Raw genomic sequence first — 26,417 nt, forward strand, 5'->3', positions numbered from 1 at the left:
CGGACAGGTCAGCCAGGGGGAAAGAGCACGTACTTCATTCTTTCACGACCGGACCCGAGGGCGCCCCGGGCGGAACGTCCAGGCTGCCCGGGTATGGCTGGGAGGAACCTCCAAGGCCGGTCGATCCGTCAGCCCAGCGTGACGAAGAGCCCCGGGCCGCGGTCGGTGGCCTCGGCGAACACCTCCTCGGCGACCTGCCACTCCTCGGGCCGCGCCGCGGCGTAGCCCCGCCAGTTCTGCACGACCAGGACCAGGCCCCGCTCGCCGGCGCCCTCGGGCCAGACGGAGGGGTCGGCCAGGGAGTCCGCGAGGGCGTCCCAGTTGCGGCCGAACCACTCGGGCAGGCCGAGGACGCGGGCGCAGCGGTCCATCAGGCCGGCCTTGTCGGTGACCCCGTCGAGGTCCAGCGCGACCACGATCCGGCCTGCCGGGTCCGATGCCATCTCCGCTCCATTCTGATGCCGCGTCACATGCCGTCCGGGTCGGACCGGTTGAGCGCGGACCGGGGGGCCGGTCCGGCCGCCATCAGGTAGTCCGCGGCGGAGGTGTCCGTCACCAGGCTGGTGACCAGGCCGGAGCGCAGCACCGCGTCGATGGCCGCCGCCTTGCGCTGTCCGCCGGCGATCGCCACGACCTCGGGGATACGCCGGAGCTGGTCGGCCTTGACCGTGATGCACCGCTCCCCCAGGTCCCGGCCGACCCGGCGCCCCTCGGCGTCGAAGAGGTGCGCGGACATCTCGGCGGCGACGCCGAGCGAGGCGTAGTGGCCGCGCTCCTCGTCGCTGAGCATGTCGTGCACCGTGGAGATGCCGGGCTCCCAGGAGCCGATGGAGACGCAGGCGACGGTGACCTTGTCGAAGTACTCGAAGGCCCGCGCGATGCCGGTCTGGTGGCGCAGTGCCTCGGCGGTCGCCGCGTCGGGGAGCAGCATCGGCGCGTAGATGGGGTGGGCGTCGCCGCCGGAGACCTGGGCGGCGCGGCGCACCGCCTCCACCGAGCCGCGCTCGGCGGTCCCCGCGTCGTACACGCCGGTCAGCTGCACCACCGTGCACGGCGGCAGCCGGTCCAGGGCCGCCGCCATGTGGATGGTGGAGCGGCCCCAGGCCAGGCCCAGTACGTCGCCCTCGTTGACCAGCTCGCCGAGCAGGTCGGCGGCGACCTCCCCCAGGTTCTCGGGGTCGGGGGTCTCCTCCGCGTCCGCCGGGGACTCCACGACGACCGCGTGGCGCAGCCCGTAGCGGGCGCGGAGCGCGTCCGAGCGCTCGGCGTCCAGCTCGGCTGGCACCCGGATCTCGATGCGTACGAGGTCCCGTTCGAGGGCGGTCTCCAGGACCCTGGCCACCTTGAAGCGGCTGACGCCGAACTCCTCCGCGATCTGGATCTTGGACTTTCCCTCAAGGTAGAAACGGCGGGCCATGGCCGCCGCCTGGACCAGCTCAGCGGGTCCCATCCGCATGGCTGCGCGGCCCGCCGACATACCCGACACGGCGCTCTCCTCACTGCTGTTCACACTCTGGATTCGCCGTTCATCCTCGCAGATACGGCGCACTTGATCAGCCCTGACGGGAGCCGTTCACGTTCTCGTTCTTCAGTAGTCGTCAGCACTGGCCACTACTGGCCGGTACTGGTCATTTCTCAGTGGCCGCACGCCCAGGACGCCGCCGCGGTCGCCCCCTCGGCCTGCGCGCGCAGCGCCCGCACCGCTTCGTCCGGGTCCGACGCACCGTACACGGCCGAGCCCGCCACGAAGACGTCGGCGCCCGCCTCCGCGCACCGCTCGATGGTCGCCGCGGAGACCCCGCCGTCCACTTGCAGCCACATCTCGAGTCCGTGCCGGGCGATCAGCTCCCGGGTCCGCCGGATCTTCGGCAGCATGATGTCGAGGAACGCCTGCCCGCCGAAGCCGGGCTCCACCGTCATGATCAGCAGCATGTCCAGCTCGGGCAGCAGGTCCTCGTACGGCTCGACGGGCGTCGCCGGCTTGAGCGCCATCGAGGCGCGGGCGCCCTTGGCCCGGATCTCGCGGGCCAGACGCACCGGGGCGGCGGCGGCCTCGGCGTGGAAGGTGACCGAACCGGCCCCCGCCTCGACGTACTGGGGCGCCCACCGATCGGGCGCCTCGATCATCAGGTGGCAGTCCAGCGGGGTGTCCGTCGCACGGGCGAGGGACTCTACGACCGGCACACCGAGCGTGAGGTTGGGGACGAAATGGTTGTCCATGACGTCGACGTGGAGCCAGTCGGCTCCCTGCACCGCCTTCGCCTCGTCCGCGAGGCGGGAGAAGTCGGCGGACAGGATGCTGGGGTTGATCTGCGCGGCCATGGCCCAAGCCTGCCATGTCCGCCCCCGCCGGGTCTCCCCGGTACGGACCTGGTCCCACCGAGACGGACCCCGGGCGTTCCGACGGGCCCCCTACGGTCACGCCCCTGTTCGTTCAGACAGGGGAGCCGAGGACGTGCCGGCCGCACCGCGACCCGACCCGCGAACGGCCCCAGCGGCAACTGCCCCCGGACGCCCGGCGCGCAGGCGCCTGCCGCGGTGCCCCAGCCCGGCCGCACCGACCGTCAAGCCGGGGTTCCCCGGCACGGAGGCAGGCACCCGCCCCCAGAGACACCCGGTCCGAACGTCAAGCGGTCCGCCGCATGACCGCCAGATACATCGCATCGGTCCCGTGCAGATGCGGCCACAGCTGCACGTCCGGTCCCTCGCCCAGTTCCGGCACGCCGGGCAGCAGCGGCCGGGCGTCGAGCAGTTCGGCACCGGGCACCTGCTTCAGTACGTCGGCGACGACGGCCCGGGTCTCGGCCAGGTGCGGGGAGCAGGTCGCGTAGCCGACGATCCCGCCGACCCGCACCGCCTCCAGCGCGCCGCGCAGCAGCCCGCGCTGGAGCGGCGCGAACCCGTCCAGGTCCGCGGGCCGGCGCCGCCAGCGCGCCTCGGGACGGCGCCGCAGGGCGCCGAGCCCGGTGCACGGCACGTCGACGAGCACCCGGTCGAAGCTCCCGGGCCGCCACGCGGGCTGCGTCCCGTCGGCGGTGATCACCTGGTACGGCCCCGGATTGCCGGCCAGCGCCTTGGCCACCAGCCCGGCGCGGTGCGGCTGCTTCTCGGAGGCCAGCAGGAACGCGCCGCGCTCGGCGGCCAGCGCGGCCAGCAGCGCGGCCTTGCCGCCGGGCCCCGCGCACCCGTCCAGCCACCGCCGGTCGGGCCCCGCCAGCGGCGCGTTGGCCACGGCGAGGGCGACGAGCTGACTGCCCTCGTCCTGCACCCCGGCCCGCCCGTCCCGCACGGCCTCGACGGCCCCGGGCTCCCCGCCCTCGGCCAGCCGCACGGCATACGGCGACCAGCGCCCCGCCACGGCGGCGTCCACGCCGAGCAGTTCCTCCGTCGTGGCCCGGCCGGGCCGGGCGACCAGCGTCACCTCGGGCCGCTCGTTGTCGGCGGCCAGCAGCTCCTCGATGCCGGCCCGGGGGCCACCGAGGGAGTCCCACAGCGCGGAGACCACCCAGCGCGGATGCGAGTGCACGACGGCGAGGTGGTCCTCGGGATCGTCGTCGTAGGGCGGCGCGACCTTCTCGATCCACCCGTTCAGATCGTCCCGGGCGACCTTGCGCAGCACGGCGTTGACGAACTTGGCCCGCCCGTCCCCGAGCACGACCCGCGCCAGCTCCACGGAGGCGGACACCGCCGCGTGGCTGGGAATCCGCGTCCCCAGCAACTGGTGCGCCCCGAGGCTCAGCACATCCAGCACCGGCGGATCGACCTCGCGCAACGGCCGGTCGACGCACTCGGCGATGACGGCGTCGTACGTCCCCTGCCGCCGCAGCGTCCCGTACACCAGCTCGGTGGCGAGCGCCGCGTCCCGCGCGTCGAAGTCGTCCGCCTCCCGGGCCTTGCGCAGCAGCGGCGGCAGGACCAGGTTGGCGTAGGCGTCCCGCTCGTCCACGGCCCGCAGCGCCTCGAAGGCGAGGATGCGGACGGGGTCCTTCTTGGGCCGCCGGTAGGGCTTGCCGGGCTTGCGGGGACGACGAGGCTGCTCGCTCACGAAAAAGGTGCTCCGGAGATGGGAAGAGATACTCCCGCCAGCCTACGTCGGCCCAGGCCCGTCCCGGACGTCAGCCGCCCAGCCGCTCCCCGTCGCCGATCCGCGCCCCGCGGGCCCAGTCCGCCGCCCGCATCGGCTTCTTGCCCTGCGCCTGCACCCAGAGCAGTTCGACGGCGTACGAGCCGGTACCGACGTGCACGTTGTTCTTGCCGACGGCCAGCTGCCCGGGGGCCAGGTCGGTCCGCTCGGCGACCGGCACGGCCTGCACCAGCTTGAGCCGCTCACCGCGGAACGTGGTCCAGGCGCCGGGCGCCGGGGTGCAGCCGCGCACCACCCGGTCGACGCGCAGCGCGGGCGCGGCCCAGTCGACGTGGGCGTCCGCCACGGTGAGCTTCGGGGCGAGGGAGACCCCGTCGGCGGGCTGCGGTACGGCCTTCAGGGTGCCGTCCTCGATGCCGTCCATGGTCGCGGCGAGCAGGCCGGCGCCGGCGAGGGCGAGCCGGGTCAGCAGGTCGCCGCTGGTGTCGGTGGGCCGGACCGTCTCGGTGAGCGTCCCGTACACCGGACCGGAGTCCAGCCCCTCCTCGATCAGGAAGGTCGAGGCACCCGTGATCTCGTCGCCCGCCAGCACGGCGTGCTGCACGGGCGCGGCCCCGCGCCAGGCGGGCAGCAGCGAGAAGTGCAGATTGACCCAGCCGTGGACCGGGACGTCGAGGGCGACCCGGGGCAGCAGGGCACCGTAGGCGACGACGGGACAGCAGTCGGGCGCGATCTCCCGCAGCCGCTCCAGGAACTCCGGGTCGCGCGGCCGGGCCGGCTTCAGCACCTCGATCCCGGCCTCCTCGGCCCGCTCGGCCACCGGGGAGGCGACCAGCCGGCGCCCGCGCCCGGCCGGCGCGTCGGGCCGGGTGACGACGGCGGCCACCTGGTGCCGCCCGGAGGCGATCAGGGCGTCCAGGGCGGGAACGGCGACCTCGGGGGTACCGGCGAAGACCAGCTTCATGGGTGGGACGGGCCTCTCGGGCGGGGACGGTGGGCGGGCAGCGCACCAGTCTACGAGTCCACCACCCGCCACCCGGCAGCCGCCGACCGCGCCGAACCCCGCTCGCGACGGGCGGCGCGCGGGTGGGAACACTCCCGAAGGCCGAGGGGGCGCACACAAGAACCCCCCACGCCCCACCCCGTGACCCAGGGACCGGTCTCGCGTTGTCAAGAAAGAGTTGACCACGGGCCCCCGGACGGGCCCATTCCTTTCAACGCCGGTTCGAGAGGCTTGTTCATGGCCGACCACGCAACTCACGACGCCCAGGCTCGGGCCAGCCTGCACCTGCTGGTGCGGGACATCGAGCGGGTCCGCCGGCAGGTGGACGCGCTGCGCACGCTCACCGCCCAGTTGGGCAACGTCTACCGCCCGCGCCGCTCCGGTCCCTCCACCGGCTTCGTCGTCTACGGGCGCGCTCCCGCGCCGACGGTCCGTCTCGCCCAGGAGCTGCGGGACAGCGTCGAGACCCTGGTCACGGCCGCCGTGGACTTCGACCGCTCGCTCGGCTTCTCGTGGGACGCGGTGGGCTCCGCCCTCGGAGTCACCAAGCAGGCGGTGCACCGCCGGTACGGCGCGCGCCGCGCGGCCCAGGCCGCCCCGCCGGAGTCCGAGCACACCCCGGAGACCCCGGGCTCCCGCACGGTGAACGTGGGGGCGGGCATCTCCCCGGTCCCCACGGTCCCCGCCGCCCGCTCCATGCCGACCCAGCCCACGGCGGGCAGCTCCGCCCTGCGCGAGGACGCCCGGCCGACGGCCTTCCCCGGCCCGCGCAACGGCTGACCGGCGCACCGCCCCCGCGCTCTGCCCTCCCGTCTCCTCCCGGGAGGGCAGCCGTCGTTCTCGGGAAGAACGCGCCTCGCCCCGCGGCACCGGCCGGACGCCGCCTCACCCGATGTCGGGCGGATCGACCCGTACCCGCACCACCCCAGCACTGCCACCAGCACTGCCGCCGCCCCCGCGCGCCATCCGAGCCGCCTGCGCGGTCTTCAGTGCCGAGGTGAGCGCCGCCCCGCGGCCGGGCGGCACCCGGACCAGCGCCCGGTCCCAGTGCTCCCCCGGTGGCGGCGCACCCGGCCGCCGGGCCCGGCCCGCGGCGGTGACCGGCATCGGAACGGGGCCCAGCACCTCCGCCTCGTCCGGCAGTTCCACCGTGCCGAGGAACTCCGCCACGGCCTCCGGCGGCCCGGAGACGGCGGCCATCCGCGACACCGGCGGGAACCCCAGTTCGGCCCGCTCGCCCAGCTCCCGTACCGCGTGCCCGACCGGGTCCCACCGCACCAGCGCCTGCACCGGCCGCAGTGTCGGCTCGGCGACCACGACCACGGTCCCGCCGGCCGGCTGCGGCCGCACCAGCGCGGCGGCCGCGATCCAGCGCCGCAGCGCGTCCTCACCGGCCCGCAGGTCGGGCCGCCCGAGCATGGCCCAGCCGTCCAGCAGCAGCGCCGCCGCGTACCCGCCCTCGGCGACGGGCTCGGCACCCGGGGTGCTGACGACCAGCGCGGGCGACCCGGGGACCGTGTCCAGCACATGTTCCCGCCCGGAGGTCCGCACCGGTACGGCGGGGAAGGCCCGCCCCAGTTCCTCCGCGGTCCGCCGGGCCCCCACCACCTGGGCGCGCAGCCGGAACGCCCCGCACTCCGGGCAGTGCCACCCGCCTTCCTCGCGCCCGCACCAGCCGCAGCGCAACGCCGCCCCGGCCTCCGGCCCCTCCAACGGCCCGGCGCAGTGCCGGCACCGGGCCGGCGCCCGGCACACGGCACACGCCAGCCGGGGCACGTAGCCGCGCCGGGGCACCTGCACCAGTACCGGACCCTGCCGCAGTCCGTCCCGGACGGCCTGCCAGGCGAGGCTCGGCAGCCGGGCGGCCCGGGCGGCCTCGTCCCGGGCCAGGTCGCCGTCCCCGACGGTGCGCACCAGCGGAGCGGCGGCCCGGACCCGCTCGCGGGTGGCGACCAGCGGCCGCGCCCAGCCGCTCTCCACCAGCTGAGCGGCCTCCACGGTGCAGCTCCAGCCGCCCAGCAGGAAGGCGCACCTGTCCTGGGCCGCCCGCAGCAGCAGCACCTCCCGCGCGTGCGGCTGCGGGGCGTGCTGCTCGCTGTGGCTGTCGTCGCCGTCGTCCCACAGGGCGACCAGCCCCAGTTCCCGGACCGGGGCGAACATGGCCGCGCGGGTCCCGATCACCGCCCGTACGGCGCCCCGCCGCACCGCCAGCCACTGCCCGTACCGCTTCTCGGGCCCGGCGTCGGCGGTGAGCACCGCGTGCCGCCCCTCGCCGAGCACGTCTCGCAGCGCCGTGTCCAGCCGGGCGACCGTCCGCCCGTCCGGCAGCACGACGAGCGCGCCCCGCCCGGAGGCCAGCGTCGCCGCCACGGCCCGGGCCAGTTCCTCGCTCCACTCCGGCCCCGGCAGCGCGTTCCACACGGCGCGCGGCGCGCCTCCCGAGGCCAGTGCCGCCACGAACGCCGGCCCCTGCGCGTACCGCTCCCAGGAGCCCGCCGCCGGGGCGGGCGGCGGCGGCAGCGGCTCGGGGGACGCCCGCCGCTCGGCCCGCGCGTTGCGCGGCGGCACGGCCAGCTGGAGGACGTCCGCGAGGCTGCCCGCGTACCGGTCGGCGACGGCACGGGTCAGCGCCAGCAGTTCGGCATCGAGCACCGGCTCGGGCGAGACCACCTGGGCCAGCGCGGCCAGCGGCCCGGCGTAGTCGGACTCGGCCCGCCGCTCGACCAGGAACCCGTCGATGAGCCCCCCGCCCTCCCGCCGCCCGTCCCGGACCCGCCCCCGTCCGGCCCCGAACCGCACCCGCACCCGCACGCCCGGCTGCGCCTCCGCGTCCAGTTCCGCCGGCACGGCGTAGTCGAAATACCGGTCCAGATGCAGCACGCCCTTGTCGACCAGCACCCGCGCGACCGGCAACTCCTCGGCGAGCGCGGCGCCCCGCCAGGTCCGCGGCTTGGCCCGCGGCACAGCGGCCTTGCGCACACTCTCCCGAATGAGCGCGAGCTGCTCAGGCGGCGCCCCGTCCCCGCCCCCGCCTGCCTGCTCGTTCTCGCTGCTCACACCTGCATTCTTACCAAAGCCCACTGACAACGGGCGGAGTCCGGCCGCTGGTACGGGACAGGCCGAGGCCCGGCGTCCCAAGGGGCCGCCGGGCCTCGTAGCAGTCGATGGATCGGTGGACCTACAGGCCCGTGGCCTGCCGCAGAGCCTCCACCCGGTCGGTGCGCTCCCAGGTGAAGTCGTCGAGCTCGCGGCCGAAGTGGCCGTACGCCGCGGTCTGGGCGTAGATCGGGCGGAGCAGGTCGAGGTCGCGGATGATGGCGGCCGGGCGGAGGTCGAAGACCTCGTCGATCGCCTTCTCGATCTTCTCGTGGTCGATCTTGGCGGTGCCGAAGGTCTCCACGAACAGGCCGACCGGCTCGGCCTTGCCGATGGCGTAGGCGACCTGGACCTCGCAGCGGGAGGCGAGGCCCGCGGCGACCACGTTCTTGGCGACCCAGCGCATCGCGTAGGCGGCGGAGCGGTCGACCTTGGACGGGTCCTTGCCGGAGAAGGCGCCGCCGCCGTGCCGGGCCATGCCGCCGTAGGTGTCGATGATGATCTTGCGACCGGTCAGGCCGGCGTCGCCCATCGGGCCGCCGATCTCGAAGCGGCCGGTGGGGTTGACCAGCAGGCGGTAGTTCTCGGTGTCGAGCTTGATGCCGTCGTCGAGCAGCGCCTTCAGCTCCGGCTCCACGACGAACTCGCGGATGTCGGGGGCGAGCAGCGACTCCAGGTCGATGTCGGAGGCGTGCTGCGAGGAGACCACGACCGTGTCGAGGCGGACCGCCTTGTCGCCGTCGTACTCGATGGTGACCTGCGTCTTGCCGTCGGGGCGCAGGTAGGGGATCGTGCCGTTCTTGCGCACGTCGGACAGGCGCTTGGAGAGGCGGTGGGCCAGGAAGACCGGCAGCGGCATGAGGGTCGGCGTCTCGTCGGAGGCGTAGCCGAACATCAGGCCCTGGTCGCCGGCGCCCTGCCGGTCCAGCTCGTCCTCGTCACCTTCGACCCGGTTCTCGTAGGCGGTGTCGACGCCCTGCGCGATGTCCGGCGACTGCGCGCCGATGGAGACCGAGACGCCGCAGGAGGCCCCGTCGAAGCCCTTCTTGGAGGAGTCGTAGCCGATCTCCAGGATCTTGCCGCGCACCAGGGTGGCGATGTCGACGTAGGCCTTGGTGGTGACCTCGCCGGCCACGTGCACCAGGCCGGTGGTGATCAGGGTTTCGACGGCGACCCGGGACGACGGGTCCTCGCGCAGAAGCGCGTCGAGAATGGTGTCACTGATCTGGTCAGCGATCTTGTCGGGGTGGCCCTCGGTCACGGACTCCGAGGTGAACAGGCGACGGGACACAACGCTCCCTGGGGTTGCAGCGGCTGCTGGCTGATCATGGTCGGACGGCACGGGGAGCTGCACCCGGCGACGTCCGTGAACAGTTTATCGGTCGCACTCGGCCGCGGGCCCACCCGTCTCGACTCTCAAGAAGGCTGTGACCTGCGGCACGCGCATTCTGACCGAAGACCCGCGCTCTTGGCCAGGGCCGCCACGCACGAATGTGCGAGGTACACGCGTGTCCGAGGGTGATCGAGACATCAGGCGAGCCGCCCGGCCACCAGGTCCCACACGGTGTCGGCCAGGGCTTCCTTCGGCCCGTGCGGTACGGGTATCTCGGTGCCGTCGGCGCCGAGCACCACGGCCTCGTTCTCCTCGGCACCGAACGTCTTGCGCTCCCCCACCTCGTTCACCACGAGGAGGTCGCAGCCCTTGCGTTTCAGCTTGGCGCGCCCGTTGGCCAGCACGTCGTCCGTCTCGGCGGCGAAGCCGACGATCACCTGTCCGGGGCGGGCGCGGCCGGCCGAGATCTCCGCGAGGATGTCCGGATTCCGCACCAGGGCGAGGGGCTCGGGCTGCTGGCCGTCCTTCTTCTTGATCTTGCCGGTCGCGTAGACCGCGGGGCGGAAGTCGGCGACCGCCGCCGCCATCACCACCGCGTCGGCGTCCGGCAGGGCGGCCAGCACCGCCGCGCGCAGTTCCACGGCCGTCCCGACGGCGACCACGTCCACCCCGGCCGGGGCGGGCAGCGCCGCGTTCGCCGAGAGCAGCGTCACCCGGGCGCCGCGGGCGGCGGCCGTGCGGGCGAGGGCGTAGCCCTGTTTGCCGGAGGAGCGGTTGCCGAGGAAGCGGACCGGGTCGAGCGGCTCGCGGGTGCCGCCGGCGCTGACGACGACATGCCGGCCGGCCAGGTCGGGCGCGGTCGTGCCGCGGGCGAGGACCCGGCGGCACAGCTCGTAGATCTCGGCCGGGTCGGGGAAGCGGCCCTTGCCGGTGTCGACGCCGGTGAGGCGGCCGACGGCCGGTTCGATGACGACGGCGCCGCGGCGGCGCAGCGTCGCCACGTTCTCCCGGGTGGCCGGGTGCTCCCACATCTCGGTGTGCATGGCGGGGGCGAAGACGACCGGGCAGCGGGCGGTGAGCAGCGTGTTGGTCAGCAGGTCGTCGGCGAGGCCGTGGGCGGCCTTGGCGAGCAGGTCCGCGGTGGCCGGGGCGACCACGACCAGGTCGGCCCGCTGCCCGATGCGGACGTGCGGGACCTGGTGGACGTCGTCCCACACCTCGGTGGAGACCGGGTTGCCGGACAGGGCGGACCAGGTGGCGGCGCCGACGAAGTGCAGCGCGGCGGCGGTGGGCACCACCCGGACGTCGTGTCCCGACTCGGTGAACCGGCGCAGCAGCTCGCCGGCCTTGTACGCGGCGATGCCGCCGCTGACCCCCAGCACGACCTTGGGCTTGTCCACCGTCTCTCCCGACCTTGAAGAACGTCTGGCCCCATCACACACCACAAGCCCGGCGGTCGCGCCGCCGGGCCTGTGGATAACTCAGCCAAAGGCTGAAAATACTACTGGTCTGCAGTTACTGCGCCGGGCCCTCGACGGCCTCGGACGTCAGCAGCCCCGCGTTGATCTCGCGCAGCGCGATCGAGAGCGGCTTCTCGTGGACGTGGGTGTCGACGAGGGGACCGACGTACTCGAGGAGGCCCTCGCCGAGCTGCGAGTAGTACGCGTTGATCTGGCGGGCCCGCTTGGCCGCGTAGATCACGAGGCTGTACTTCGAGTCCGTGGCCTCGAGGAGCTCGTCGATCGGCGGGTTGATGATGCCCTCGGGCGCGGAGATGGAAGAGGACACGCTCTACCTTCCGATGGATGGGAAAGAATCAGGGTCGGTGACCGTAACGATCACACGCCATTGGTCAAGGCTAGCAGCTCGCGCGCCACGTCCTCGACGGAGGTGTTGACCAGGGTGCTGTCGAACTCCGGCTCGGCCGCCAGTTCGGTCTTCGCGGCCTCGAGCCGGCGCTCGATCACCTCGGGCGGCTCGGTGCCCCGGCCGGTGAGCCTGCGCACCAGTTCCTCCCAGGAGGGCGGGGCGAGGAACACCAGCTGGGCCTCCGGCATGGAGTCGCGGACCTGCCGGGCACCCTGGAGGTCGATCTCCAGGAGCACCGGCTCCCCCGCGTCCAGCCGTTCCAGCACGGCCGCGCGCGGCGTGCCGTACCGGTTGCCCGCGAACTCGGCCCACTCCAGCAGTTCACCGTTGGCGATCAGCTTGTCCATCTCGTCGTCCGTGACGAAGAAGTAGTGGACGCCGTGCCGCTCACCAGGGCGCGGCTTGCGGGTCGTCGCCGACACCGAGAGCCAGACCTCGGGGTGTTCCTTGCGCATATGAGCGACGACCGTGCTCTTGCCGACCCCCGAGGGGCCGGAGAGCACGGTCAGCCGCGGACGTGATTCCGGGGGTACGGGGGTCGTCCCCCGGGGTGTTGCAGCCATGCGGCGATTATTCCAGCAATACCGGGGTGGTCCGGACTCAGTTGCCGGTGCTGCCGAACTCGCGCTCCAGGGAGGCGATCTGGTTGGAGCCGAGGCCACGCACCCGGCGGCTCTCGGAGATGCCCAGTCGCTCCATGATCTGCTTGGCGCGGACCTTGCCCACGCCCGGCAGGGACTCGAGGAGGGCGGAGACCTTCATCTTGCCGATGACGTCGTTCTCCTGGCCCTGCTTGATGACCTCGTGGAGGGAGGCGCCGGAGTGCTTGAGTCGATTCTTGACCTCGGCCCGCTCCCGGCGAGCCGCGGCGGCCTTTTCGAGCGCGGCTGCGCGCTGTTCAGGGGTAAGGGGCGGAAGAGCCACGCCTACGTCACCTCGGATGTCGAACTGTCGGATACGGACCGGTGAGGAACCTAGTCGCCCCACACCAGGGGAGCTACGAGCAACACGCTTGCCCGTTGACTCTTCCCGGAGACTAGCGGTCAAGGCCGCCGGAGTCAGCGAGAACAGCGGAAAAGTCCTGGTCAGCCTCTGCGAGGACGGACATTTAAGACATACTGCCTCGGATTTGAGGATGTATCCAGGCCCGAGCGGCCCCGGAGCCCGCCCGGCGAGGCCGTTCGGCGAGCACCAGGAATGCGGCGAGAGTCACACTGAGGCCACCGCGGCCCGGATCTCCTCGGCGAACCGGTCCGCGGACGCGCGCAGCGCCCCGGCGTCGGGGCCGTGACGAAGGACACCCCGGCTGACGTTCGGCACCACGTTGCGCAGCACCGCGCCGAAGACCCCGGGAAGGTCCGCCGGGGTGGCGCCCTGCGCGCCGATGCCGGGCGCCAGCAGCGGACCGCCCATGTCCAGGTCGTACGACGAGAGGTCGCCCAGGGTGGCGCCGACCACCGCGCCGAACGAGCCGAGGGGAGTCTGCCCCGCGTTCTCCTCGGCGAGGTGGGCCAGCATCGTCGCACCGACGCTGCGGCCGTCGCCGCGGACCGCGTGCTGGACCTCGGCGCCCTCCGGGTTGGAGGTGAGCGCCAGTACGAACAGGCCCGTGCCGTTCTCGCGCGCCATGTCGACGGCCGGCTTCAGCGACCCGTAGCCGAGGTAGGGCGAGACCGTCAGCGCGTCCGAGAACAGCGGGGCGTCCGGGTGCAGGAACGACTCGGCGTACGCGGCCATGGTGGAGCCGATGTCGCCGCGCTTGGCGTCCATGACGACCAGCGCGCCGGCCGCCCGGGCGGTCTCGACGGACTTCTCCAGGACGGCGACGCCGCGCGAGCCGAACCGCTCGAAGAAGGCGCTCTGCGGCTTGAAGACGGCGATCCGGTCGGCCAGCGCCTCCACCACCGTGCGGCTGAACCGCTCCAGGCCGGCCACGTCGTCGTTCAGGCCCCACTCGGCGAGCAGGGAGGCGTGCGGGTCGATGCCCACGCACAGCGGGCCGCGTTCGTCCATCGCACGGCGCAGCCGGGCGCCGAAAGGCTCGGTCATGCGGTCTCCTCGACGTCGGCGCCGACCGCGTCGGCGAGGGTGGCGTACGGGCTCTGCCGCAGGCGTGCGGCCAGGCCCCGGTGGATGGCGCGGCCCCAGAACGGGCCCTGGTAGATGAACGCGCTGTAGCCCTGCACCAGGGTGGCCCCGGCGAGGATGCGCTGCCAGGCGTCCTCGGCGGTCTCGATGCCGCCCACCCCGACCAGGGTGATCCGGTCGCCCACCCGCGCGTACAGGCGGCGCAGCACTTCCAGGGAGCGCGCCTTGAGGGGGGCGCCGGACAGGCCGCCGGTCTCCTGGACGAGCTCCGGTGCGCTGGTCAGGCCGAGGCCCTCGCGGGCGATGGTGGTGTTGGTCGCGATGATGCCGTCCAGGCCGAGTTCCACGGCGAGGTCGGCGACCGCGTCGACGTCCGCGTCCGCGAGGTCGGGCGCGATCTTGACCAGGAGCGGCACCCGGCGGGTGGTCACCGCGCGGTCGGCGGCCTCGCGGACGGCGGTGAGCAGCGGCCGCAGCGCCTCGGTCGCCTGGAGGTTGCGCAGGCCGGGCGTGTTCGGCGACGACACGTTGACGACCAGGTAGTCGGCGTACGGCGCGAGGCGCTCGGCGGACTTCACGTAGTCGCCGGCCGCCTCCTCCTCGGGGACGACCTTGGTCTTGCCGATGTTGACGCCGACGACCGTGCGGAAGACCGGCGTACGGGATGCCAGGCGGGCGGCGACGGCCCGGGAGCCGTCGTTGTTGAAGCCCATGCGGTTGATCAGCGCCCGGTCGGCGACCAGGCGGAACAGCCGCCGCTTCGGGTTGCCGGGCTGCGGTTCGCCGGTGACGGTGCCGATCTCCACGTGGTCGAAGCCGAGCATCGCCATGCCGTCGATCGCGACGGCGTTCTTGTCGAAGCCGGCCGCGAGGCCGAAGGGGCCGTGCATGCGCAGGCCCAGCGCCTCGGTGCGCAGCTCCTTGTGGCGCGGGGCGAGCACGGCCGCGACGAGGGTGCGCAGCACCGGGACCCGGGCGGCGAGCCGGATCCAGCGGAAGGCCAGATGGTGGGCGCGTTCGGCGTCCATGCGCCGGAAGACGAGCCGGAAGAAGTACGGGTACATGGGTTTCCTCATGAAGCCTCATGAAGAGGGGGACACCGTTTCCGGTGTCCCCCTCGGGGCTGCTAGTCGCGGGCCGCGGTCAGGAATTCCGCGTGTTCCTGGAGTGATCGGACCCCCACGTCGCCGTGGTTGAGGGCGTCGATGCCCTGCACCGCGGCGGCGAGCGCCTGGACCGTGGTCAGGCAGGGCACGGACCGCGCCACCGCCGCCGTACGGATGTCGTAGCCGTCCAGGCGGCCGCCGGTGCCGTACGGGGTGTTGACGATGAGGTCGACCTCGCCGTCGTGGATGAGCTGGACGATGGTCTTCTCGCCGTTCGGGCCGGTGCCCTCGGACTGCTTGCGGACCACCGTGGCGCTGATGCCGTTGCGGCGCAGCACCTCGGCGGTGCCGGAGGTGGCCATCAGCTCGAAGCCGTGGGCGACCAGCTCACGGGCCGGGAAGATCATCGAGCGCTTGTCCCGGTTGGCCACCGAGATGAACGCCCGTCCCTTGGTCGGCAGCGGCCCGTACGCGCCGGCCTGCGACTTGGCGTACGCCGTGCCGAAGACGGAGTCGATGCCCATGACCTCGCCGGTGGAGCGCATCTCCGGGCCGAGCACGGTGTCCACGCCGCGGCCCTGGATGTCCCGGAAGCGGGACCACGGCATCACGGCCTCCTTGACGGAGATCGGCGCGTCCAGCGGCAGCTCGCCGCCGTCGCCGGTGGCCGGCAGCAGGCCCTCGGCGCGCAGTTCGGCGACGGTCGCGCCGAGCGAGATGCGGGCGGCGGCCTTCGCGAGCGGCACCGCGGTCGCCTTCGAGGTGAAGGGCACGGTGCGCGAGGCGCGCGGGTTGGCCTCCAGGACGTAGAGGATGTCCCCGGCCAGCGCGAACTGGATGTTGATCAGGCCGCGTACGCCGACGCCCGCGGCGATGGCCTCGGTGGAGGCGCGCAGCCGCTTGATGTCGAAGCCGCCCAGCGTGATCGGGGGCAGGGCGCACGCCGAGTCGCCGGAGTGGATGCCGGCCTCCTCGATGTGCTCCATGACGCCGCCGAGGTACAGCTCCTCGCCGTCGTACAGGGCGTCCACGTCGATCTCGATCGCGTCGTCCAGGAACCGGTCGACCAGGACCGGGCGGGACGGGCTGATCTCCGTCGACTCGGCGATGTAGGACTCGAGGCGGGTCTCGTCGTAGACGATCTCCATGCCGCGGCCGCCGAGCACGTAGGAGGGGCGGACCAGGACCGGGTAGCCGATCTCGTCGGCGATGGCCTTGGCGCCGGCGAAGGTGGTGGCGGTGCCGTGCTTGGGGGCGGGCAGGCCCGCCTCGGCCAGCACCCGGCCGAAGGCGCCGCGGTCCTCGGCGGCGTGGATCGCCTCGGGCGGGGTGCCGACGACCGGCACGCCGTTGTCCTTGAGTGCCTGCGCCAGGCCCAGCGGGGTCTGGCCGCCGAGCTGGACGATCACGCCGGCGATCGGCCCGGCCTGCGCTTCCGCGTGGACGATCTCCAGGACGTCCTCCAGGGTGAGCGGCTCGAAGTAGAGCCGGTCGGAGGTGTCGTAGTCGGTGGAGACGGTCTCCGGGTTGCAGTTGACCATCACGGTCTCGTACCCGGCGTCGCTCAGCGCGAAGGAGGCGTGCACGCAGGAGTAGTCGAACTCGATGCCCTGGCCGATGCGGTTCGGCCCGGAGCCCAGGATGATGACGGCCGGCTTCTCGCGCGGCGCGACCTCGCTCTCCTCGTCGTAGGAGGAGTAGAAGTACGGCGTCCGCGCGGCGAACTCGGCGGCGCAGGTGTCGACCGTCTTGTAGACCGGGCGGATGCCGAGCGCGTGCCGCACCTCGCGGACGACGTCCTCGCGCAGGCCGCGGATCTCGCCGATCTGCTGGTCGGAGAAGCCGTGCCGCTTGGCCTCGGCGAGCAGGCCGGCGGTCAGCTCGGGCGCCTCGGCGAGCTCGTCGGCGGTCTCCTTGATCAGGAAGAGCTGGTCGACGAACCAGGGGTCGATCTTGGTGTAGTCGAAGATCTCCTGCGGCGTGGCACCCGCGCGGATGGCCCGCATGACGGTGTTGATCCGGCCGTCGGTGGGCCGGACGGACGCCTCAAGGAGCTCCTGCTTGTCGCCGCTGTCGCCGACGAAGGTGAACTGGCTGCCCTTCTTCTCCAGGGAGCGCAGCGCCTTCTGGAACGCCTCGGTGAAGTTGCGGCCGATGGCCATCGCCTCGCCGACCGACTTCATGGTGGTGGTCAGCGTCGAGTCCGCGCTCGGGAACTTCTCGAAGGCGAACCGCGGCGCCTTGACCACCACGTAGTCGAGGGTCGGCTCGAAGGAGGCCGGGGTCTCCCGCGTGATGTCGTTGGGGATCTCGTCCAGCGTGTAGCCGACGGCCAGCTTGGCGGCGATCTTGGCGATCGGGAAGCCGGTCGCCTTGGAGGCGAGCGCCGAGGAACGCGAGACGCGCGGGTTCATCTCGATGACGATCACGCGGCCGTCCTCGGGGTTCACCGCGAACTGGATGTTGCAGCCGCCGGTGTCGACGCCGACCTCGCGGATGATCGCGATGCCGACGTCGCGCAGCACCTGGTACTCGCGGTCGGTCAGCGTCATGGCGGGCGCGACCGTGATCGAGTCGCCGGTGTGCACGCCCATGGGGTCGAAGTTCTCGATGGAGCAGACGACCACGACGTTGTCGTTCTTGTCGCGCATCAGCTCCAGCTCGTACTCCTTCCAGCCGAGGATGGACTCCTCCAGGAGCACCTCGGTGGTCGGCGAGAGGGTGAGGCCCTGGCCGGCGATGCGGCGCAGCTCCGCCTCGTCGTGGGCGAAGCCGGAGCCGGCGCCGCCCATGGTGAAGGAGGGGCGGACCACGACCGGGTAGCCGCCGAGCGCCTCGACGCCGGCCAGGACGTCGTCCATCGAGTGGCAGATGTAGGAGCGGGCGGACTCGCCGTGGCCGATCTTCTTGCGGACCTCTTCGACGACGCCCTTGAACAGGTCGCGGTCCTCGCCCTTGTGGATCGCCGTCACGTTGGCGCCGATCAGCTCGACGCCGTACTTCTCCAGCACGCCCTGCTCGTGCATGGAGATCGCGGTGTTCAGGGCCGTCTGGCCGCCCAGGGTGGGCAGCAGCGCGTCGGGCCGCTCCTTGGCGATGATCTTCTCGACGAACTCGGGGGTGATCGGCTCGACGTAGGTGGCGTCGGCGATCTCCGGGTCGGTCATGATCGTCGCCGGGTTGGAGTTGACCAGGATGACGCGCAGGCCCTCGGCCTTGAGCACGCGGCACGCCTGGGTGCCGGAGTAGTCGAACTCGGCGGCCTGGCCGATGACGATCGGGCCGGAGCCGATGACCAGGACGGACTGGATATCGGTGCGCTTAGGCACGCTGGCCCTCCATCAGAGACGTGAAGCGGTCGAACAGGTAGGCGGCGTCGTGCGGGCCGGCGGCCGCTTCGGGGTGGTACTGCACGCTGAAGGCCGGCTTGTCGAGGAGTTGGAGCCCCTCCACCACGTTGTCGTTGAGGCAGACGTGGGAGACCTCGGCGCGCCCGAAGGGGGTGTCGGAGACCTGGTCCAGCGGGGCGTCGACGGCGAAGCCGTGGTTGTGCGCGGTGACCTCGACCTTGCCGGTCGTACGGTCCTGCACCGGCTGGTTGATGCCGCGGTGGCCGTACTTCAGCTTGAAGGTGCCGAAGCCGAGGGCGCGGCCCAGGATCTGGTTGCCGAAGCAGATGCCGAACAGCGGGGTGCCGCGCTCCAGGACGCCGCGCATGAGGGCGACCGGGTGGTCGGCGGCGGCGGGGTCGCCGGGGCCGTTGGAGAAGAACACGCCGTCCGGCTGGACCGCGTAGATGTCCTCGACGGTCGCGGTGGCCGGCAGGACGTGCACCTCGATGCCGCGCTCGGCCATCCGGTGCGGGGTCATGCCCTTGATGCCGAGGTCGATCGCGGCGACGGTGAACTTCGCGCTTCCGACCGGGACGGCCGCGCCGTCGGGGCCGAGCGCGGGGACGACGTACGCCTCCTGGGTGGCGACCTCCTCGAAGAGGCTGGCGCCCTTCATCTGCGGCTGCTCCCGCACCCGGGCGAGGAGCCCGGCGTCGTCGGCGAGCGCCTCGCCGGAGAAGACGCCGGCCCGCATGGAGCCGCGCTCGCGCAGGTGGCGGGTGAGGGCGCGGGTGTCGATGCCGGAGATGCCGACGATGTCCTGGCGGGCCAGCTCGTCGTCCAGGGAGCGCCGGGAGCGCCAGTTGGACGGCACCCGCGCGGGGTCGCGCACGACGTAGCCGGAGACCCAGATGCGGCGGGACTCGTCGTCCTCGTCGTTCCAGCCGGTGTTGCCGATCTGCGGGGCGGTCGCCACCACGATCTGCCGGGCGTAGGACGGGTCGGTCAGGGTCTCCTGGTAGCCGGTCATGCCGGTGGAGAAGACGGCCTCGCCGAAGGTCTCCCCCACGGCCCCGTAGGCGCGGCCGCGGAAGATCCGGCCGTCCTCCAGGACGAGTACTGCGGGAACCTTGGCGGTTCCCCTGGTGGAGGTCGTCATCGCGCGCCTTCCGTTTCCCTCTTGTTGATCATGTCGGTCAGGGTCTCGACCCACTCGTTGTGCTCGGCCGCGTGGTCGGAGCGGAAGCCGGAGTCGATCAGCTTCTCGCCGTGCTGCCAGGTCAGGACCAGCAGGCCGCCCTCGGTGAGCACCTTGCCCGCGATGCCCTTGTCGAGCCGGGCCTCGCGCAGCGCGGCGGCCGGGACGAAGAAGTCCGTGGCGCCGGGCCGTACGACGTCGACTCCCGCGTCGGTCAGGGTCAGCTCGGCCCGGCTGCGGGTGCCCAGGCCGCGGGCGACGATGCGGTCCAGCCACTGACCGGCGGTGGTGGAGCCGTGGTAGCGGCCGCTCATGCTCAGTCTCGCCGGGCCGGGGTCGTCCGGCGCGGTGGGCAGCTCGGGCAGGTCGCCCTGGAGGGTGCCGCGCCATTTCCAGCCCTCGCGCATCAGCCAGTAGACGAGCGCGACGAACAGGCCGAGGCCGACGACCCAGCCGATGCGGGCGGCCCAGTCGGTCACTTGCGCCGATTCCTTCTCGGCGGCCAGCAGGATTACAGGTGTCACGTGAGCTTCCCGTCGACGAGCGTGGCCTTGCCCCGCAGCCACGTGTGCGTCACACGGCCCGGCAGCTCACGTCCCTCGTAGGGGGTGTTGCGGCTGCGCGAGGCGAAGCCCGCGGGGTCCACCCGGCCACGGTATTCCGTGTCGACGAGGGTGAGGTTGGCGGGCTCACCTGCCGAGACGGGACGGCCCTGGCCGACTGCCTGTCCGATCTGCGCGGGCTTGACGGACATCCGGTCGGCGACGCCGGCCCAGTCCAGCAGACCCGTGTCCACCATGGTCTCCTGCACCACTGACAACGCGGTCTCCAGGCCGACCATGCCCATGGCGGCGGCGGCCCACTCGCAGTCCTTGTCCTCGTGCGGGTGCGGGGCGTGGTCGGTGGCGACGATGTCGATCGTGCCGTCGGCGAGCGCCGCGCGCAGCGCGTGCACGTCGCGTTCGGTGCGCAGCGGCGGGTTGACCTTGTAGACCGGGTTGTAGGACCGGACCAGCTCGTCGGTGAGCAGCAGGTGGTGCGGGGTGACCTCGGCGGTGACCTGGATGCCGCGGGACTTGGCCCAGCGGACGATCTCGACGGACCCGGCGGTCGACAGGTGGCAGATGTGCACCCGGGAGCCGACGTGCTCGGCGAGCAGGACATCCCGGGCGATGATCGATTCTTCGGCCACCGCCGGCCAGCCGCCGAGCCCCAGCTCGGCGGAGACCACGCCCTCGTTCATCTCGGCGCCCTCGGTGAGGCGCGGCTCCTGCGCGTGCTGGGCGACGACCCCGTCGAACGCCTTCACGTACTCCAGCGCCCGGCGCATGATCACCGCGTCGTGCACGCACTTGCCGTCGTCCGAGAAGACGGTGACCCCGGCCGCCGACTCGTGCATGGCGCCCAGCTCGGCGAGTTTGGCGCCCTCCAGGCCGACGGTGACGGCGCCGATGGGCCGTACGTCGCAGTAGCCGGACTCGGTGCCGAGCCGCCAGACCTGCTCGACCACGCCCGCCGTGTCGGCCACCGGGAAGGTGTTGGCCATGGCGAACACGGTGGTGTAGCCGCCACTGGCCGCCGCGCGGGTGCCGGTCAGCACCGTCTCGGAGTCCTCGCGGCCGGGCTCGCGCAGGTGGGTGTGCAGGTCGACCAGGCCGGGCAGCAGCACCTTGCCGCCGGCCTCGACGACCTCGGCGCCGTCGGCGGACAGGTGCTGCCCGACCGCCTCGATGACCGGGCCGTCGATCAGCACGTCCCGCTGCTCGCCGCCGAGCACCTTCGCACCGCGGATCAGGATCTTGCTCATGGGTCTTACTTCTCCTCAGTGCGAAGCGGGGCGGTCTGGGCGGGCTCGTTGCCGCCGAGCAGCAGGTACAGCACGGCCATCCGGATGGAGACGCCGTTGGTGACCTGCTCGACGACGGTGCAGCGGTCGGAGTCGGCGACCTCGGCGGTGATCTCCATGCCGCGGACCATCGGGCCGGGGTGCATCACTATGGCGTGCCCGGGCATCTTCGCCATGCGGTCGCCGTCGAGGCCGTAGCGACGGGAGTACTCGCGCTCGGTGGGGAAGAACGCGGCGTTCATCCGCTCGCGCTGCACCCGCAGCATCATCACGGCGTCGGACTTGGGGAGCGTGGAGTCGAGGTCGTAGGAAACCTCGCAGGGCCAGGTTTCGACGCCGACCGGCAGCAGAGTGGGCGGTGCCACCAGGGTGACGTGGGCGCCGAGGGTGTGCAGCAGGTCGACGTTGGAGCGGGCGACGCGGCTGTGCAGGACGTCGCCGACGACCGTGATGCGCCGCCCGTCCAGGTCCTGGCCGATCCCGGCGTCCCGGCCGACCAGGCGGCGGCGCATGGTGAAGGCGTCGAGCAGCGCCTGGGTGGGGTGCTGGTGGGTGCCGTCCCCGGCGTTGATCACATGGGCGTCGATCCAGCCGGAGGTGGCGAGGCGGTACGGGGCTCCGGAGGCGCCGTGCCGGATCACCACCGCGTCGACGCCCATCGCCTCCAGGGTCTGGGCGGTGTCCTTGAGGGACTCGCCCTTGGAGACGCTCGATCCCTTGGCGGTGAAGTTGATGACGTCCGCCGACAGCCGCTTCTCGGCCGCCTCGAAGGAGATCCGGGTCCGGGTCGAGTCCTCGAAGAAGAGGTTGACGACGGTACGGCCGCGCAGGGTGGGCAGTTTCTTGATCGGCCGGTCGGCGACCCGGGCCATCTCCTCGGCGGTGTCGAGGATCAGGACGGCGTCGTCGCGGGTGAGGTCGGCGGCCGAGATGAGATGACGCTGCATCTGTCAGGCTCCGTAAGGCAGTTCATTCGGGAGGATTCGGGCGCCGCGGCGCGTGCGTGGGCGCGCCGCGGCGGCCCCGGCGCGTGAAGCGCTACTGGCCGGTCTTGGCGCCGAGCAGCACGGTGTCGCGACCGTCCTCCTCGGCGAGCTGGACCTTGACCGTCTCCCGCAGCGACGTGGGGAGGTTCTTGCCGACGTAGTCCGCGCGGATGGGCAGTTCGCGGTGGCCGCGGTCGACCAGCACGGCGAGCTGCACCGCGCGCGGGCGGCCGAGGTCGTTCAGGGCGTCCAGGGCGGCGCGGATGGTGCGGCCGGAGAAGAGCACGTCGTCGACCAGGACGACGAGACGGCCGTCGAGGCCGTCGCCGGGGATCTCCGTGCGGGCCAGCGCGCGCGGCGGGTGCAGGCGCAGGTCGTCGCGGTACATGGTGATGTCCAGCGAGCCGCAGGGCACCTTGCGCTCGGTGATCTGCTCCAGTTTGGCGGCGAGCCGGCGGGCGAGGAAGACGCCCCGGGTCGGGATGCCGAGGAGCACCACGTCGTCGGCGCCCTTGGCGCGTTCGACGATCTCGTGGGCGATGCGGGTCAGCACCCGCGCGATGTCGGGGCCTTCCAGTACCGGCCGCGCGTCGGGGGATGAACCGGGCTGGGTGTCGGGCTGTGCGTCCATAAGAAACGGACCTCCTTCTCCGCCTCACGGGACGGACCTTAAAGGACGTCGGATTTGCGCCATCCACGGTAGCAGGTGCCGGTCGCCACCCCGACCGGCCCCCGGTCACCCCAGAGGAGCACCCCTGTCACTCGTATGGCCTAATGTGGCGCCACCGGCCCGGAAGAGTCGGTGCGGACCATTCGGCTTGACGCGAGAGAGTAACGCTGCGTAACCTCACAGTGAGTTACCAGCCGCGCGGCAGGAAACCGAGCCCGCCGCGTCGACACAGTGTCCGGGGAGCCATATGTCCAGCGAATACGCCAAACAGCTCGGGGCCAAGCTCCGCGCCATCCGCACCCAGCAGGGCCTTTCCCTCCACGGTGTCGAGGAGAAGTCCCAGGGCCGCTGGAAGGCCGTCGTGGTCGGTTCGTACGAGCGCGGCGACCGTGCCGTGACCGTGCAGCGCCTCGCCGAGCTGGCGGACTTCTACGGCGTTCCGGTGCAGGAGCTGCTGCCGGGCACCACCCCCGGTGGCGCCGCCGAGCCGCCGCCGAAGCTGGTCCTGGACCTGGAGCGGCTGGCCACGGTGCCGGCCGAGAAGGCGGGCCCCCTCCAGCGCTACGCGGCGACGATCCAGTCGCAGCGCGGTGACTACAACGGCAAGGTGCTCTCGATCCGCCAGGACGACCTGCGCACACTGGCCGTGATCTACGACCAGTCGCCCTCGGTCCTCACCGAGCAGCTGATCAGCTGGGGTGTCCTGGACGCGGACGCGCGCCGCGCGGTGGCGTCCCACGAGGACGTCTGACCCCACCCTCACCAGCAGAAACGTGCCGCCGGGGTGGCCGGAACCAGTCGGTTCCGGCCACCCCGGCGGCATGTGCGGCCGCTTCTCGGCGCCAGGCGCCTAGCGCGCCCCCGGGGGCGCGCGGAACTGCGCGGCCGGCCACGGACGACCCGCGGATCACCCGTTTGCCGCAGTCCCGCGGCGCCCGCCGGGAGCGCGCTACGCGCGCCTGAGCGTCGGCTTCAGCTCCTTCAGGCGACCGAGCAGCCCGTTCACGAACGACGGCGACTCATCGGTCGAGAACTCCTTCGCCAACTGCACCGCCTCGTCGAGCACGACCGCGTCCGGCGTCTCGTCGACCCAGATCAGCTCGTACGCGCCGAGGCGCAGGATGTTGCGGTCGACGACCGGCATGCGGTCGAGCGTCCAGCCCACCGCGTACTGGGCGATCAGCTCGTCGATCCGCGTCGCGTGCTCCGCGTACCCCTCGACCAGCGTCATCGTGTACTCGCTGACCGGCGGCTGCCGGGTGTCGGCCCGGGAGAGCCGTACCCAGTCCGCGAGGACGGTCAGGACGTCGGCGCCGCGCTGGTCACCCTCGAAGAGGATCTGGAAGGCGCGCTTGCGGGCCGTGTTGCGGGCAGCCACGGTTAGCTGTTCACCCGGCCGAGGTAGTCGCTCGTGCGGGTGTCGACCTTGATCTTCTCACCGGTGGTGATGAAGAGCGGCACGTTGATCTGGTGGCCGGTCTCCAGGGTGGCGGGCTTGGTGCCGCCGGTGGAGCGGTCGCCCTGGACGCCCGGCTCGGTCTCCTGGACGGTCAGCTCGACGGCGGCGGGCAGCTCGACGAAGAGCACCTCGCCCTCGTGCTGGGCGACGGTGGCGGTGAAGCCCTCGATCAGGAAGTTGGCGGCGTCGCCGACGGCCTTGCGGTCGACGTGCAGCTGGTCGTAGGTCTCCATGTCCATGAAGACGAAGTACTCGCCGTCCATGTACGAGAACTGCATGTCGCGCTTGTCGACAGTGGCCGTCTCGACCTTGACACCGGCGTTGAAGGTCTTGTCGACGACCTTGCCGGAGAGCACGTTCTTGAGCTTGGTGCGCACGAAGGCGGGGCCCTTGCCGGGCTTGACGTGCTGGAACTCGACGACGGACCAGAGCTGGCCGCCTTCGAGCTTGAGCACCAAACCGTTCTTGAGGTCGTTCGTGGAAGCCACGGTTGCGGAATCTCCTGGACTGGACTGTGACGTGGACGACCCCGGCGCCTGCGCCCCAGCGTGCAGCTAGAGCGCGAGCAGCTCCTTGGTCGTGATGGTGAGTAGCTCGGGTCCGCCGTCCGCCTCGGGGCGTACGACGAGCGTGTCATCGATCCGGACACCGCCCCGGCCCGGGAGGTGGACCCCCGGTTCGACGGTGACCGGCACACAAGCGTCCAGTTTACCCATGGCCGCCGGGGTCAATTGAGGGTCCTCGTCGATTTCGAGTCCGACGCCGTGCCCGCTGCGCGCGGTGAGGTTCTCGGTGTACCCGGCGCAGTCCAGCACCTGGCGGGCGGCGCGGTCCACGTCGCGGTGCGCGGCGCCGGGCACCAGGGCCTCCCGGCCGGCCCGTTGCGCGGCGAAGACCAGGTCGTACAGCTCGATCTGCCAGTCGGCCGGCGAGGTGCCGATGACGAAGGTGCGGCCGATCTCGCAGCGGTAGCCGCGGTAGGTGGCGCCGAGGCAGACGGAGAGGAAGTCGCCCTCCTCCACCCGGCGGTCGGTGGGCCGGTGCCCGGGGCGGCCGGAGTTCGGGCCGGTGCCGACCGAGGTGGGGAAGGCGGGGCCGTCGGCGCCGTGGTCGACCAGGCGGCGTTCCAGCTCCAGGGCGAGATGGCGCTCGGTGCGGCCGACCAGGATGGATTCGAGCAGTTCGCCCAGGGCCTGGTCGGCGATCTCCGCGCCGATCCGCAGGCAGGAGATCTCCTCCTCGTCCTTGACCACCCGCAGCTGTTCGACGGCCTGGCCCAGGTCGGCCAGCCGGAGCCCGGGAGCGACGGAGCCCATCGCCCGGTGCCGGGTCACGGTGAGGTGGTGCTCCTCGACGGCGAGGGAGTCGGCGCCCTGGGTGACGGCGAGGCCGCCGGCCGCGACGGCGGGATCGGAGCCGAGACCGGGCAGGATCCGCAGGCGGAGACTTTCGTCGGGCCGCCCGTCGGTGGGACGGTCGCCCGGGGGCTCGCCGCACAGCAGCAGGTCCTCGGTGGCGCCCAGCAGCAGCACGGCGCCGGGCGGGGCGGCGCCGGCGAGATAGCGCACGTTGGCGGGCCGGGAGACCAGCGCCGCCGCGCTGCCGCCCGCATTGCAGCGTTCACGTAGGCGCGTCCGGCGGGCCGCGTACACCTCTGACATGAGCCGAGCGTAAGAGCTTCGCTACTGCGACGCCGCTCGGGAGAGGCCGAGTGGGCGGTGCGGGGGCGGGGGGCCGGGCCGTGGGGTGGGCGGTTGCTTGTCGGGTGCGGGTCGGAGGGGGCTGCGTGCGCGGTTCCCCGCGCCCCCGGGGGCGGGACAGTGCCCCTCGTCACCAGTTCGGCGGGCTCGCCATCGATCTGGCCAGGACGTCGTCCAGCACGCGGGCCGTCTCGGGGACGTCGATCTGGGAGTTGTCGATGATCGGCAGGCCGGAGCCGTACCAGCCGGCCATCCGGCCGTGGATGCGGGCCACCTCCTCGTCGGTGAGGCGGCGGTTGCCCGCCCGCTCGGCGTTGCGCTCCAGGACGACGTCCAGGCCGGGCAGCAGGACGACCGGGAGCAGCCCGGGCCCCACATGCCGTTTCCAGCCGCCGAGGCCGACCACCGGCCGGTCCGGGAAGACGGCGTCGTCGAGGATGCAGGAGATGCCGTTGGCGAGGAAGTTGCGCGCGGCGAAGCCGCAGGTGCGGCGGGCCAGGCGGTACTGCGCCTCGGAGTGGTCGTTCCACCCGGACTGCGGGTCGGCGAAGCCCGAGCGGACCCACTCGCGCACGTCGTCGAGGCTGATGTGGGCGGTGGGGACCCGGCGGTGGTCCGCCCAGTACTTGGCGACGCTGGTCTTGCCG

Annotated in this window: 25 protein-coding genes; 2 read left to right on the forward strand and 23 right to left on the reverse strand. The window is 72.6% G+C overall.

From position 1 onward, the window contains the following. Positions 1-128: 128 nt before the first annotated feature. From AB0G32_RS24410 to fmt, 5 genes are all read right to left on the reverse strand, one after another. A complete protein-coding gene (locus AB0G32_RS24410; RefSeq protein ID WP_361166985.1) occupies positions 129-443 on the reverse strand; it encodes a barstar family protein in 315 nt (104 codons plus the stop codon). A gap of 23 nt (positions 444-466) precedes the next feature. Next, positions 467-1,510 (reverse strand): sugar-binding domain-containing protein, encoded by a 1,044-nt coding sequence (locus AB0G32_RS24415; protein WP_361166988.1) that lies wholly within the window; start codon positions 1,508-1,510, stop codon positions 467-469. A 125-nt stretch (positions 1,511-1,635) separates the two neighbouring features. Further along, positions 1,636-2,322: a ribulose-phosphate 3-epimerase gene (gene rpe, locus AB0G32_RS24420; RefSeq protein ID WP_361166991.1), complete on the reverse strand. Its 687-nt coding sequence runs from the start codon at positions 2,320-2,322 to the stop codon at positions 1,636-1,638. 304 nt (positions 2,323-2,626) lie between these two features. After that, on the reverse strand, positions 2,627-4,045 hold the full coding sequence (locus AB0G32_RS24425) for a transcription antitermination factor NusB (protein WP_361166994.1): 1,419 nt from the start codon (positions 4,043-4,045) through the stop codon (positions 2,627-2,629). Between the two features lie 70 nt (positions 4,046-4,115). Then, positions 4,116-5,048, reverse strand: a complete 933-nt coding sequence (gene fmt / locus AB0G32_RS24430) for a methionyl-tRNA formyltransferase (RefSeq protein ID WP_361166997.1) — start codon at positions 5,046-5,048, stop codon at positions 4,116-4,118. Positions 5,049-5,324: 276 nt separating this feature from the next. Between fmt and AB0G32_RS24435 the strand changes: the two genes are divergently transcribed. Beyond that, positions 5,325-5,867 carry a hypothetical protein gene (locus AB0G32_RS24435; RefSeq protein ID WP_361167000.1) on the forward strand — a complete coding sequence of 181 codons (543 nt, stop codon included), beginning with the start codon at positions 5,325-5,327 and terminating at the stop codon, positions 5,865-5,867. Positions 5,868-5,972: 105 nt separating this feature from the next. On the opposite strand, the gene AB0G32_RS24440 is transcribed toward AB0G32_RS24435, so the two are convergent. The 14 genes from AB0G32_RS24440 to pyrR all read right to left on the reverse strand — a co-directional run bounded on the left by AB0G32_RS24440 (position 5,973) and on the right by pyrR (position 22,572). Next, positions 5,973-8,144, reverse strand: coding sequence for a primosomal protein N' (locus AB0G32_RS24440; protein ID WP_361167003.1), 2,172 nt, complete (start codon positions 8,142-8,144; stop codon positions 5,973-5,975). A 121-nt stretch (positions 8,145-8,265) separates the two neighbouring features. Next, complete coding sequence (gene metK, locus AB0G32_RS24445) at positions 8,266-9,474, reverse strand: methionine adenosyltransferase (RefSeq protein WP_361167006.1); 1,209 nt, start codon at positions 9,472-9,474, stop codon at positions 8,266-8,268. A gap of 239 nt (positions 9,475-9,713) precedes the next feature. Further along, a complete protein-coding gene (coaBC, locus tag AB0G32_RS24450; protein WP_361167009.1) occupies positions 9,714-10,916 on the reverse strand; it encodes a bifunctional phosphopantothenoylcysteine decarboxylase/phosphopantothenate--cysteine ligase CoaBC in 1,203 nt (400 codons plus the stop codon). Between the two features lie 115 nt (positions 10,917-11,031). Continuing rightward, positions 11,032-11,304, reverse strand: coding sequence for a DNA-directed RNA polymerase subunit omega (gene rpoZ / locus AB0G32_RS24455; RefSeq protein WP_003988945.1), 273 nt, complete (start codon positions 11,302-11,304; stop codon positions 11,032-11,034). A 50-nt stretch (positions 11,305-11,354) separates the two neighbouring features. Beyond that, a complete protein-coding gene (gene gmk / locus AB0G32_RS24460) occupies positions 11,355-11,948 on the reverse strand; it encodes a guanylate kinase (RefSeq protein ID WP_361167012.1) in 594 nt (197 codons plus the stop codon). A gap of 37 nt (positions 11,949-11,985) precedes the next feature. Beyond that, entirely contained in the window at positions 11,986-12,309 is a 324-nt protein-coding gene (locus AB0G32_RS24465; protein WP_190206445.1) for an integration host factor, read from the reverse strand. A gap of 285 nt (positions 12,310-12,594) precedes the next feature. After that, the gene (gene pyrF / locus AB0G32_RS24470) at positions 12,595-13,434 is read right to left on the reverse strand and encodes an orotidine-5'-phosphate decarboxylase (RefSeq protein ID WP_361167017.1); all 840 of its coding nucleotides are present in this window, start codon (positions 13,432-13,434) and stop codon (positions 12,595-12,597) included. Continuing rightward, entirely contained in the window at positions 13,431-14,537 is a 1,107-nt protein-coding gene (locus AB0G32_RS24475; protein ID WP_361167061.1) for a quinone-dependent dihydroorotate dehydrogenase, read from the reverse strand. The genes pyrF and AB0G32_RS24475 overlap by 4 nt, the downstream gene beginning before the upstream one ends. 62 nt (positions 14,538-14,599) lie before the next feature. Further along, positions 14,600-17,908: a carbamoyl-phosphate synthase large subunit gene (gene carB / locus AB0G32_RS24480; RefSeq protein WP_361167020.1), complete on the reverse strand. Its 3,309-nt coding sequence runs from the start codon at positions 17,906-17,908 to the stop codon at positions 14,600-14,602. Next, positions 17,901-19,070 carry a glutamine-hydrolyzing carbamoyl-phosphate synthase small subunit gene (gene carA, locus AB0G32_RS24485; protein WP_361167023.1) on the reverse strand — a complete coding sequence of 390 codons (1,170 nt, stop codon included), beginning with the start codon at positions 19,068-19,070 and terminating at the stop codon, positions 17,901-17,903. Before carA ends, carB begins: the two co-directional genes overlap by 8 nt. Beyond that, a complete protein-coding gene (locus AB0G32_RS24490; RefSeq protein WP_361167026.1) occupies positions 19,067-19,633 on the reverse strand; it encodes a hypothetical protein in 567 nt (188 codons plus the stop codon). Before AB0G32_RS24490 ends, carA begins: the two co-directional genes overlap by 4 nt. Then, positions 19,630-20,916, reverse strand: coding sequence for a dihydroorotase (locus AB0G32_RS24495; RefSeq protein ID WP_361167029.1), 1,287 nt, complete (start codon positions 20,914-20,916; stop codon positions 19,630-19,632). The genes AB0G32_RS24490 and AB0G32_RS24495 overlap by 4 nt, the downstream gene beginning before the upstream one ends. Positions 20,917-20,921: 5 nt before the next feature. Continuing rightward, entirely contained in the window at positions 20,922-21,902 is a 981-nt protein-coding gene (locus AB0G32_RS24500) for an aspartate carbamoyltransferase catalytic subunit (RefSeq protein WP_361167032.1), read from the reverse strand. A gap of 91 nt (positions 21,903-21,993) precedes the next feature. After that, on the reverse strand, positions 21,994-22,572 hold the full coding sequence (pyrR, locus tag AB0G32_RS24505; RefSeq protein ID WP_361167034.1) for a bifunctional pyr operon transcriptional regulator/uracil phosphoribosyltransferase PyrR: 579 nt from the start codon (positions 22,570-22,572) through the stop codon (positions 21,994-21,996). 286 nt (positions 22,573-22,858) lie between these two features. On the opposite strand from pyrR, the gene bldD reads away from it, so the two are divergent. Then, complete coding sequence (bldD, locus tag AB0G32_RS24510) at positions 22,859-23,362, forward strand: transcriptional regulator BldD (RefSeq protein ID WP_024887373.1); 504 nt, start codon at positions 22,859-22,861, stop codon at positions 23,360-23,362. 198 nt (positions 23,363-23,560) lie between these two features. Here the strand turns inward: bldD and nusB are convergent, their stop codons facing one another. The 4 genes from nusB to AB0G32_RS24530 form a co-directional block, all read right to left on the reverse strand. Beyond that, a complete protein-coding gene (gene nusB, locus AB0G32_RS24515) occupies positions 23,561-23,989 on the reverse strand; it encodes a transcription antitermination factor NusB (protein ID WP_361167038.1) in 429 nt (142 codons plus the stop codon). Between the two features lie 2 nt (positions 23,990-23,991). Next, complete coding sequence (efp, locus tag AB0G32_RS24520; RefSeq protein ID WP_361167041.1) at positions 23,992-24,558, reverse strand: elongation factor P; 567 nt, start codon at positions 24,556-24,558, stop codon at positions 23,992-23,994. Positions 24,559-24,624: 66 nt separating this feature from the next. Next, a complete protein-coding gene (locus tag AB0G32_RS24525) occupies positions 24,625-25,731 on the reverse strand; it encodes an aminopeptidase P family protein (RefSeq protein WP_361167044.1) in 1,107 nt (368 codons plus the stop codon). A 169-nt stretch (positions 25,732-25,900) separates the two neighbouring features. Continuing rightward, the coding region (locus tag AB0G32_RS24530; RefSeq protein ID WP_361167047.1) for a hypothetical protein at positions 25,901-26,417 on the reverse strand (517 nt) is incomplete at its 5' end.

Source organism: Streptomyces sp. NPDC023723, from assembly GCF_040639815.1.
Taxonomy (GTDB): domain Bacteria; phylum Actinomycetota; class Actinomycetes; order Streptomycetales; family Streptomycetaceae; genus Streptomyces.